Genomic DNA, 11835 nt, shown 5'->3' with positions numbered 1-11835 from the left:
ACGGACCTGTCACTATGTTTCATCAACTTCGACAACGCACCGTGGGTTGGATGACCCACAGCGCACCTGAAGCGCTCTATGACCGTCAATTGGTTTGGCTGGCGTTTGCGTTGATGGTGACAGGGCTTGTGATGGTGACATCGGCATCGTTTCCGATCAGTTCGAGACTCACCGACCAACCATTCCATTTTATGTTCCGTCATGCGATCTTTTTAGTTCTCGCGCTTGGAACTTCTTCAGTGGTGCTGCAAGTTCCGATCGCCAAATGGTTTAAATACAGCAGTTATCTGCTCGCACTATCCATTTTCCTATTGATTGTCGTGCTCGTCGTCGGTAAATCGGTGAATGGTGCCTCTCGCTGGATCCCACTAGGGCTGTTTAACCTGCAGCCCGCCGAAGTCGCGAAGCTATCGCTGTTTATCTTTATGTCCGGCTATTTGGTCAGAAAGCAAGATGAGGTGCGTCAGTCGTTTTTTGGCGGCTTTATTAAACCTATTATGGTGTTTACCACATTTGCAATTTTGCTGCTTGGACAACCCGATCTAGGTACGGTTGTAGTTATGCTGGTCACCCTGTTCGGACTGCTGTTCATCGCTGGAGCTAAGCTATCCCAGTTCATCGCTCTCTTTGTCGCTGGTGTCAGCGCGGTGATTGCTTTGATTCTGGTCGAGCCCTATCGTGTTAGGCGCGTAACCTCGTTTCTCGACCCTTGGGAAGACCCGTTCGGCAGTGGCTATCAGTTGACTCAATCCTTGATGGCGTTCGGGCGTGGTAACTGGATGGGGCAAGGGCTTGGTAACTCAGTTCAAAAACTCGAGTACCTCCCTGAGGCGCATACTGACTTTGTATTCGCGGTATTGGCGGAAGAGCTCGGGTTTATTGGCGTTGTCTTGGTGCTAATGCTGGTATTTGCTCTGGTGATAAAGGCACTCTACATCGGTAAGCGAGCGTTTGAAAAGCAGCAGTTCTTTGGCGGCTATTTATGCTTCGCTATCGGTATCTGGTTTGCGTTTCAAACCTTAGTTAACGTTGGTGCTGCTGCGGGTATGGTGCCAACCAAGGGTTTGACCCTGCCATTGATCAGTTACGGTGGCTCCAGTTTGATTATTATGTCGGTCGCCGTTTCTATATTGCTGCGTGTCGATCATGAATGCCGTTTGCTGCCTGACGTTGCTCCAGAGCCGCCTCAGAAAAGTAAGCCCGAAACAGATAAAAAACAGACTCAAAATGACAAAGAATAAACGTTTAATGGTGATGGCTGGTGGTACTGGCGGTCACGTTTTTCCAGGTCTTGCAGTAGCAAAACGCTTACAAGAGCAAGGGTGGGAAATCCGCTGGCTTGGCACGGCAGACCGAATGGAAGCCGATCTAGTGCCTAAACATGGCATAGAGATTGATTTCATCAAGGTGAAGGGTCTTAGAGGCCAAGGCATTGCTAAGCTTATTAAGGCACCATTTCAGATCTTCAGTGCTATCTTGCAGGCCCGTCAGCACCTAAAACGCTGGAAACCCGATGCGGTATTGGGCATGGGAGGGTATGTCAGTGGCCCAGGTGGTGTGGCAGCTTGGACAATGGGTATTCCTGTCGTACTTCATGAGCAAAACGGGGTAGCGGGGCTGACCAATCAGTGGCTATCTAAGATTGCCAAAAAGGTATTCCAAGCCTTCCCAGGCGCTTTTCCTAATGCAGAGGTGGTCGGAAACCCAGTACGCCAAGACTTGGTGGATATTGAGTCGCCAGATACAAGACTCGATGGTCGCGAAGGCGATATTCGAATCCTTGTCATGGGGGGCAGCCAAGGGGCTCGCATTCTTAATCACACATTGCCACCTGTGATGGCAGCGCTAGGAAGTGGCTACACCATTCGCCATCAGGCGGGCAAAGGAAGCCAGCAAGAGGTCTCTGAGCTCTATCAGCAACATCAGGTCGATAGTGCTGAGGTAACGGAGTTTATCGATGACGTCTCCGAGGCATATCAGTGGGCAGACCTGGTAGTCTGTCGTTCAGGAGCGCTTACCGTTTCTGAATTAGCTGCGGTGGGAGTGGGCGCGATTTTTATTCCATTTATGCACAAAGACCGTCAGCAAGCGCTCAATGGTGACCACCTTGTCGATTGCAATGCCGCCTACATGATTGAACAGCCAGAGCTCACGGTAGAAAAACTGACCGAGCAGATACGCACATTAGACAGAGCTCAGCTAAAAGACTTGGCAATCAATGCACGAGGTGCAGCTAAGTTAGACGCCGATACGCGCGTCGCAAATGAAATTATTGAATTAACGAAATAGATTAACGAGACGAACCCATGACACAGCAACAAACTCCAGATTTAGCGCAGATCCGTGCCTTGATACCAGAGATGAGACGAGTCAAGTGCATTCACTTTGTTGGTATCGGTGGCGCCGGCATGAGCGGTATTGCTGAAGTACTTCTTAATGAAGGCTACCAGATCACAGGTTCCGATCTGGCTGAAAATGCTGTGACTGCGCGCCTACAACAAAAGGGCGCAACGATTTTCATTGGCCACGCTGCAAGTAACATTGATCTGGCTAGCGTTGTTGTTGTCTCTACGGCAATTGACCCTGAAAACCCAGAGTTAGTAGCTGCAAAAGAATCGCGCATTCCAGTGGTTCGTCGTGCTGAGATGCTTGCTGAGCTGATGCGTTTTAGACATGGTATTGCAGTTGCAGGTACACATGGCAAAACCACAACCACAGCTCTAGTGACACAAATTTACTCAGAAGCGGGCATGGATCCGACGTTCGTGAATGGTGGTCTAGTGAAAAGCGCAGGTACCAATGCGCGTCTAGGCTCTAGCCGTATTCTCATCGCCGAGGCTGATGAAAGTGATGCATCATTCTTGCACCTTCAGCCAATGGTGAGCATTGTTACTAATATCGAAGCCGATCATATGGATACCTATGGCGGTGATTTCGATACGCTTAAGCAGACCTTTATCGACTTCTTACATAACCTACCATTCTACGGTCAGGCGGTAATGTGTGTTGATGATCCTGTGGTACGTGAGCTGATTCCAAGTGTGAGTCGTCAAGTTATCACCTACGGTTTCTCCGATGACGCGGATGTTCGTATCGAGAATTATCGCCAAGAAGGACAGCAAGGTAAGTTTACCGTTGTCAGAAAAGGCCGAGAAAACCTTGAGATTACCCTGAATATTCCGGGTAAACACAATGCGCTGAATGCATCCGCTGCGATAGCGGTGGCGACAGAAGACAACATCAGTGATGAAGCGATTGTGAAAGCCATGCTCGGTACTGAGGGTACTGGGCGTCGCTTCGAGCACCTCGGTGAGTTTGAAACTGGTAATGGTAACGTCATGTTGGTCGATGATTATGGTCATCACCCAACCGAAGTCGATGTCACAATCAAAGCAGCACGCAATGGTTGGTCAGATAAGCGCTTAGTGATGGTGTTCCAGCCGCACCGTTATAGCCGTACCCGTGACCTGTATGACGACTTTGCGAATGTGCTTGAACAGGTTGATGTGTTAGTGATGCTGGATGTTTACTCCGCAGGCGAAGCCCCAATAGCGGGTGCAGATGGACGCTCACTGTGTCGTACTATTCGTACTCGTGGTAAGCTAGATCCAGTTTTTGTTCCAGAAATGAGTGGTTTACCATCAGTTTTATCCAATCTCTTGCAAGACGGCGACCTTGTCTTGACGCAAGGGGCGGGTGATATTGGTAAAGTAGCCAAGCAGCTGGAGCAGATGAAACTGAACATCCAAGTGATGAAAAATAGCTGATACGTCGATTTTCGAGATTGACTGATAATTTATGAGTTCGATTGAGCGATATAGAGAATTGATCGCCCATTCGAACTTTTTTGTTGTTTCAGTGCGCAAAAGCCCAGTTTTCTTGGGTTGAGTGTTTGATAGTTTGATATTGATTAGTATAATCCTAAGGTTAACATCATTAGATTAGACTCTTATTCCACTATCTTAAGGAAAGGCGAAGAGAAGTTAATAAGGGACCAAAGAGTTTGACTGAAACTTCAGACAGCAGTGTAGAGCTAACGCGTCGAGCTTCCTTGTTTTCAAAACACGGGATCGGGGCGATTTTTTTATTTGCAGTGATCGCAGTCATCGGTTCAACACTTTATTCCACCATTAGCTGGATGTGGGACGACCAGCGCCTTCCCTTATCGAAAATAGTGCTTCAGGGTGATCTAACCCATGTGACAGCCAAAGATGTTCAGCACGCGTTTGCGGGTCTTGAGCATATTGGCACATTCATGTCGCAGGACATTGATGTGCTCCAACAAAGTGTTGAGCAAATTCCATGGGTATCGCAAGCATCGGTTCGTAAACAGTGGCCGGATACCGTGAAGGTATTTCTCACTGAGTATCAGGCAAGTGCTATCTGGAATGGCATTGATATGCTGGATATTCATGGCGTTGTGTTTAGTGGCGATGTGTCGGTTATCGAAGAACAGAAAGTAAAACTCTATGGTCCTGAAGGGACCGAGCGTTACGTTCTTGATACCTACCGCGATAGTAACGCGAAATTGTCTGAGCTAGGATTGGCGATCTCTTCTCTGGTATTGAACGAGCGCCGTGCTTGGCAAGTGATTCTTGATAATGGAATCCGCTTGGAGTTGGGTAAAGACGCCTTAGACGAACGTTTACAGCGATTTATGTCTCTGTATCGCGAACTAGGCGAGAAAGTATCGCAGATTAGCTACATTGACTTGCGCTATGACACCGGGGCAGCGGTTGGCTGGTTCCCAGTCGAAGAAGTACCTAGCAGCGAAGCTTCAAAAGCGAATACAACAGGGTGACTGGTTTTATGTATCGATAAGCCTTGCGTATCGATACTTAAGTTCAGTTAGGAATTGGACAACCCAAGCGAGTTGTTCTCTGGGAATTGAGATAGCGAAACATAAGAGAGTACAGATGACGAAGACCACGGATGACAATATTATTGTCGGTCTTGATATTGGCACTGCGACCGTATCTGCTTTAGTCGGTGAAGTATTACCAGACGGGCAGGTAAATATCATTGGTGCAGGTTCTAGTCCTTCTCGCGGAATGGACAAAGGTGGCGTTAACGACCTTGAGTCAGTGGTCAAGTCCGTGCAACGTGCTGTCGATCAAGCTGAGCTCATGGCGGAATGCCAAATCAGCAACGTCTTTATCTCTCTTTCTGGTAAGCATATTGCAAGCCGAATTGAAAAAGGCATGGGAACCATTTCTGAAGAGGAAGTGTCACAGGATGATATGGATCGGGCGATTCATACCGCGAAATCCATAAAAATCGGTGATGAACAGCGCATACTGCATGTGATTCCTCAGGAATTTACCATAGACTATCAAGAAGGGATAAAAAACCCGCTTGGTCTGTCTGGGGTTCGTATGGAAGTCAGTGTCCACTTGATTTCTTGTCACAATGATATGGCAAGAAACATCATTAAAGCGGTAGAGCGCTGCGGCTTGAAAGTGGAACAGCTAGTGTTCTCTGGTCTTGCCTCAAGCAATGCGGTTATTACAGAAGACGAGCGTGAGCTTGGTGTCTGTGTGGTCGATATTGGTGCAGGCACGATGGATATCTCCATTTGGACTGGTGGCGCATTGAGACATACTGAAGTCTTCTCTTATGCAGGTAATGCCGTGACGAGCGATATCGCATTTGCATTTGGTACACCACTAAGTGATGCAGAAGAGATAAAAGTAAAGTATGGTTGTGCGTTAAGCGAACTAGTAAGTAAAGACGATACGGTCAATGTGCCGAGCGTTGGTGGTCGTCCATCGCGCAGTCTTCAGCGTCAAACACTGGCAGAAGTAATAGAACCACGCTATACAGAATTAATGGGACTTGTAAATCAAACCATTGATAATGTTCAAGCTAAACTAAGAGAGAGCGGTGTAAAACACCATCTCGCAGCAGGCGTTGTCTTAACCGGCGGTGCAGCACAAATTGAAGGGGTTGTGGAGTGTGCAGAGCGCGTATTCCGCAATCAGGTTCGGGTAGGTAAGCCTTTAGAGGTGAGTGGCCTAACGGACTATGTAAAAGAGCCGTATCATTCTACGGCCGTTGGATTACTTCATTACGCAAGAGACAGTCAGATTAATGACGACAATGATTATAACGAACCAAAGCGTCAATCGGTGTCGACAATCTTTGGAAAGTTGCGTAATTGGATACAAAAAGAGTTTTAACCTGAGTTGCAGGAAAACGGAGATAACAAATGTTTGAACCGATGATGGAAATGTCTGACGAAGCTGTCATTAAAGTAGTAGGCGTAGGCGGTGGCGGTGGTAACGCTGTAGAACACATGGTTCGTGAATCAATCGAAGGGGTTGATTTCATTAGTGTTAACACCGATGCTCAAGCATTGCGCAAAACGAGCATCAACCACGTTATTCAAATTGGCGGCGATATCACAAAAGGCTTGGGTGCAGGTGCAAACCCTCAAGTTGGACGTGATGCAGCTCTTGAAGACAAAGAAAGAATTAAAGAAAGCATTACTGGTGCCGATATGGTGTTTATCGCAGCTGGTATGGGCGGCGGTACCGGAACCGGTGCAGCTCCAGTAATTGCTGAAGTAGCGAAAGAGCTAGGCATTCTTACTGTAGCGGTGGTGACTAAGCCATTTAGCTTTGAAGGTAAGAAGCGACTGTTATTCGCTGAGCAAGGTATCGAAGAGCTTTCAAAGCATGTTGACTCTTTGATCACGATTCCAAACGAGAAGCTTCTTAAAGTACTTGGTCGTGGTGTAACGCTTCTAGAAGCGTTTGCAAGCGCAAATGACGTACTTAAGAATGCGGTTCAAGGTATCGCAGAGCTAATTACTCGCCCTGGCATGATTAACGTCGACTTTGCGGACGTTCGTACCGTGATGTCGGAAATGGGTCATGCAATGATGGGTAGCGGTGTTGCCAAAGGTGAAGATCGTGCAGAAGAAGCGGCAGAGATGGCAATCTCTAGTCCACTTCTAGAAGATATTGATCTTGCCGGTGCGCGCGGTGTGCTTGTTAACATCACCGCGGGTCTTGATATGCGTCTAGACGAATTTGAGACAGTGGGTAACACAGTAAAAGCTTTTGCTTCTGACAATGCAACGGTTGTTATTGGTACCTCTCTAGACCCAGACATGAGCGACGAAATTCGCGTGACTGTGGTTGCAACGGGTATCGGTAATGAGCGTAAGCCAGATATTACGCTAGTCGCAGGTGGCAAAACGCCAGTGACTGCAAGTCAGCCTCAACAGCCAACTCAAGCGCCAGCTGCGAAAGTAGAGGACAAAGTGGCACAATCTTTGCCTGTAAATAATCAGGAAAAGGTTGAGGTAAACACGCCGAATACTGCTAGCTCAGCACCTGTGTCGAGCGGCAATACCAGCGCTGCACCTAAGCCTGAGAAGGAAAGTGGCTACTTAGACATTCCAGCATTTTTGCGTCGTCAAGCAGATTGATAATCTGCGTGAATTTGACATAGCTCAAATTTCTGGTAGGATTCGCGGTTGGTTACATAATCAACCGTGATATGTAGCGTAGATTAAGAGGTTTGTAGATGATCAGACAACGTACGCTTAAAGAAATAGTGACTACTGTAGGAGTGGGCCTTCACTCTGGTCGTAAAGTAACACTAACTTTGCGTCCTGCGGCTGCGAATACTGGTGTTGTATACCGTCGTACTGACGTGAATCCGCCTGTGGATTTTCCTGCGGATCCTCTTTCTGTACGTGACACTATGCTTTGTACTGCGCTTGTTAACGATGAAGGCATCCGTATTTCTACGGTTGAGCACCTCAATGCTGCACTAGCTGGCATGGGCATCGATAACATCATCGTAGAGGTTGATGCACCTGAGATTCCAATCATGGATGGTAGCGCAAGCCCATTCGTATACCTGCTACAACAAGCGGGCATTGAAACTCAGAATGCACCAAAACGATTCATTCGTATCAAGAAACCTGTTCGCTTCGAAGATGGCGATAAGTGGGCTGAACTTCGCCCTTACAATGGTTTCAGAATGGACTTCGAGATTGAGTTTAATCACCCAGCCATCGATGCTGACGAACAGCGTCTACTGTTTGATTTCTCATCACAAGGTTTTGTAAAAGAAATCTCTCGAGCACGTACTTTCGGCTTCATGCGTGATATCGAATACCTACAATCACAAAACCTAGTTTTGGGTGGTAGCTTCGACAATGCTATCGTTTTGGATGATTACCGTATCCTTAACGAAGAAGGTCTACGATTCGAAAATGAATTCGTAACACACAAAGTACTGGATGCAATCGGTGACTTGTATATGGCTGGTCATGCCATTATTGGTGAGTTTGCAGCTTATAAGTCAGGTCACGGTCTAAACAACCAACTGCTTCGCGCGGTACTGGCAGACCAAGAAGCGTGGGAATGGGCAACGTTTGAAGAGCAAGCAGGTTCTCCAGTCGCGTTTGCAGACCCTAGCATGGTAATGGCGTAATAACGTCAATATAGAATTTAGAAAAAGTCAGGCTTCATGCCTGACTTTTTTGTATCTGTCGTTTTTAGCATCATTAGCACTGTGGCAAAAAGTTGCCATCTCAAAAAAGATCTTATCTCTTGAATGGACGATCATCTGCCGATCTCTTCGATCCTTTTTTCTTTCTGTTTTCGCTAATACCACCACAGCCCTTATTTCGTGGAGTATAAGTTTTCACTTTTAGCTCTGCTTATCTCGTATTGCTGTCATACTTTTTAGCAAGAATGGTGTACTTTCATCCCTTCAATACCCCAAAACTTCCAAACACATCAAACTAATTGCGGTTAGTTTCGATAGATGCTTGGTTGTTGGGTCAAAAATTCCTTAAACTATGTGCCATTAATTAGCATGTCTGCCTTGAATTCTAGCCGCTTGAACTCAATATCAGTTGGTATAGATTTTATCTCAGTTAGGTCGCTTGGCCTTAGTAGAGACGGAAGGCAATTTTAATAGGTCGAAATGATCTAATGGTAGAGAGAACAAAAACACAATGATTACTAACCTACTGACAAAGGTCATTGGTAGTCGCAACGACAGAACACTGCGTCGACTAAGAAAAATCGTAAAACAGATCAATAACTACGAGCCGCAGTTCGAAGCGTTGTCTGATGAAGAACTAAAAGCAAAGACGGTTGAGTTTCGTGAGCGTTTGGACAAAGGTGAGAATCTAGACCAAATCCTACCAGAAGCGTTTGCAACTGTTCGTGAAGCATCTAAGCGTGTGTTCGGCATGCGTCACTTCGATGTTCAGCTTATCGGTGGTATGGTTCTTAACTCAGGCCAAATTGCAGAGATGCGTACCGGTGAAGGTAAAACGCTGACTGCAACACTTCCAGCCTACTTGAACGCTCTACCAGGCAAAGGTGTTCACATCGTAACGGTGAACGACTATCTTGCTAAGCGTGATGCGGAAACTAACCGCGCACTATTCGAATTCCTAGGCATGACGGTGGGTATCAACGTACCAAACATGCACCCTCAAGAGAAGAAAGAAGCTTATCAAGCGGATATTCTATACGGTACGAACAACGAGTTCGGCTTCGACTATCTTCGTGACAACATGGCCTTCCGTGTTGAAGACCGAGTTCAACGCGAACGTTTCTTCGCTGTTGTCGATGAAGTGGACTCCATCCTTATCGATGAAGCACGTACCCCGCTCATTATCTCTGGTCCAGCAGAAGACAGCTCTGATCTTTACACTCGCATCAACACCCTAATCCCGAATCTTGAACAGCAAGAGCAAGAAGATTCTGAAGAGTACCGCGGTGACGGTCACTATACGGTTGATGAGAAATCTAAGCAGGTTCACCTAACAGAGACTGGTCAAGAGTACGTTGAAGAATTGCTAATCAAAAACGGTCTGATGGAAGAAGGCGATACACTGTATTCACCAACTAACATTAGCCTATTGCACCACGTTAATGCTGCACTGCGTGCTCACGTGCTGTTTGAGAAGAACGTTGACTATATCGTTAACGAGCAAGGCGAAGTGGTTATCGTTGATGAGCACACGGGTCGTACTATGCCTGGTCGTCGTTGGTCTGAAGGTCTTCACCAAGCGGTTGAAGCTAAAGAAGGCGTTAAGATCCAGAATGAAAACCAGACGCTGGCATCGATTACCTTCCAGAATTACTTCCGTCTATACGACAAACTGTCGGGCATGACAGGTACTGCTGATACTGAAGCATTCGAATTCCAATCTATTTACGGCCTAGAGACTGTGGTTATCCCAACCAACAAGCCTATGGTACGTAACGATATGCCGGATGTGGTTTATCGTACAGAGATGGAAAAATTTAACGCCATCATCGAAGATATCAAAGAGCGAGCGGCAAATGGTCAGCCTATTCTGGTTGGCACTGTATCGATTGAAAAATCAGAGTTGCTATCAAACGCTCTGAAGCAAGCGAAGATCAAGCACAACGTACTTAACGCGAAATTCCACGAACGTGAAGCGGAAATCGTTGCTGAAGCGGGTACGCCAGGCGCGGTGACCATCGCAACTAACATGGCAGGTCGTGGTACCGATATCGTGTTGGGTGGTAGCTGGCAGTCGAAGGTTGAGCAGCTAGATAACCCATCTCAAGAGCAGATCGACGCTATTAAAGCTGAGTGGAAAGTGATTCATGATCAAGTGCTAGAAGCCGGTGGTCTGCACATCATCGGTACTGAGCGTCACGAATCTCGTCGTATCGATAACCAGCTTCGTGGTCGTTCTGGTCGTCAGGGTGACGCGGGTTCTTCTCGCTTCTACCTATCAATGGAAGACCAACTACTTCGTATCTTTACTTCTGATCGTATGGCGAGTCTTATCCAGAGCGGTATGGAAGAAGGCGAAGCGATTGAAAGTAAGATGCTGTCTCGCTCAATCGAGAAAGCACAGCGTAAAGTGGAAGGTCGCAACTTCGACATCCGTAAACAGCTGCTTGAGTTTGATGACGTGGCGAACGATCAACGTAAAGTGGTCTACGAGCTGCGTGATGAACTAATGACCGCTGATGACATTAGCGAGATGCTAGAGCAAAACCGCGCTGACGTCTTTACTTCTGTTATCGATGAATACATCCCACCACAGTCGCTTGAAGATATGTGGGATATCGAAGGTCTTCAAGAGCGTCTCAAGAATGACTTTGACCTTGATCTGGCGATCAAGTCTTGGTTGGAAGAAGACGATAAGCTTTATGAAGAAGCACTTCGCGAGAAGATCCTTGATACTGCTGTCACTATCTACAAAGAGAAAGAAGAGACCGTTGGTGCTCAAGTACTGCGTAACTTCGAAAAATCAGTGATGCTACAAACGCTAGATACGCTTTGGAAAGAGCACCTAGCGGCGATGGATCACCTACGTCAAGGTATCCACCTTCGTGGCTACGCACAGAAGAACCCGAAACAAGAGTACAAGCGTGAGTCGTTTGAGCTGTTCGAGCAATTGCTAGATTCTTTGAAGATTGATGTCATCACCATTCTTTCTAAAGTACGCGTACAGCAGCAAGAAGAAGTGGAGCGTATGGAAGCTCAGCGTCAAGCTCAAGCTGAAGCTGCGGCAGCAAAAGCACAAGCTCAACACGCGAACGCAGAGAACCAATTGGCGGATAACTCTGAACAAGAGCAAGAAGGTTCAGCACAACCTATGGTACGCGAAGAGCGTAAAGTTGGTCGTAACGAGCCTTGCCCATGTGGTAGCGGTAAGAAGTACAAGCAATGCCACGGTAAAATCAACTAAACCACGGTATTGAAGAAAAGAGTCGCATTAAGCGGCTCTTTTTTTATGCTAACGTTATAAGTCCGCGCAGATAGCGTGAGCCTGATTAGAATAGTGAAAACAACAATAACAGTGAGGAAAGG

Annotated in this window: 8 protein-coding genes; all 8 read left to right on the top strand. The window is 46.9% G+C overall.

Annotation, left to right across the window (positions count from 1 at the left end; all coding sequences use genetic code 11):
- Nucleotides 1–14 precede the first annotated feature (14 nt).
- Entirely contained in the window at nt 15–1241 is a 1227-nt protein-coding gene (gene ftsW / locus AC6I8U_RS13635; protein WP_286036896.1) for a cell division protein FtsW, read from the top strand.
- Entirely contained in the window at nt 1228–2289 is a 1062-nt protein-coding gene (gene murG / locus AC6I8U_RS13630) for an undecaprenyldiphospho-muramoylpentapeptide beta-N-acetylglucosaminyltransferase (RefSeq protein WP_498017166.1), read from the top strand. The genes ftsW and murG overlap by 14 nt, the downstream gene beginning before the upstream one ends.
- 17 nt (nt 2290–2306) lie before the next feature.
- Nucleotides 2307–3767 carry a UDP-N-acetylmuramate--L-alanine ligase gene (gene murC / locus AC6I8U_RS13625; protein WP_234494505.1) on the top strand — a complete coding sequence of 487 codons (1461 nt, stop codon included), beginning with the start codon at nt 2307–2309 and terminating at the stop codon, nt 3765–3767.
- A gap of 284 nt (nt 3768–4051) precedes the next feature.
- Nucleotides 4052–4801 (top strand): cell division protein FtsQ/DivIB, encoded by a 750-nt coding sequence (locus tag AC6I8U_RS13620; RefSeq protein ID WP_498018364.1) that lies wholly within the window; start codon nt 4052–4054, stop codon nt 4799–4801.
- 115 nt (nt 4802–4916) lie between these two features.
- Nucleotides 4917–6179: a cell division protein FtsA gene (gene ftsA / locus AC6I8U_RS13615; RefSeq protein WP_042476016.1), complete on the top strand. Its 1263-nt coding sequence runs from the start codon at nt 4917–4919 to the stop codon at nt 6177–6179.
- A 29-nt stretch (nt 6180–6208) separates the two neighbouring features.
- Nucleotides 6209–7435, top strand: a complete 1227-nt coding sequence (ftsZ, locus tag AC6I8U_RS13610; protein ID WP_042476019.1) for a cell division protein FtsZ — start codon at nt 6209–6211, stop codon at nt 7433–7435.
- Between the two features lie 98 nt (nt 7436–7533).
- Nucleotides 7534–8451 carry a UDP-3-O-acyl-N-acetylglucosamine deacetylase gene (lpxC, locus tag AC6I8U_RS13605; protein ID WP_042476021.1) on the top strand — a complete coding sequence of 306 codons (918 nt, stop codon included), beginning with the start codon at nt 7534–7536 and terminating at the stop codon, nt 8449–8451.
- A 529-nt stretch (nt 8452–8980) separates the two neighbouring features.
- The gene (secA, locus tag AC6I8U_RS13600) at nt 8981–11713 is read left to right on the top strand and encodes a preprotein translocase subunit SecA (protein ID WP_234494504.1); all 2733 of its coding nucleotides are present in this window, start codon (nt 8981–8983) and stop codon (nt 11711–11713) included.
- Nucleotides 11714–11835 lie beyond the last annotated feature (122 nt).

It is taken from the genome of Vibrio sp. KUL80 (genome assembly GCF_059725495.1).
This window is presented reverse-complemented; position numbering and strand designations above follow the sequence as displayed.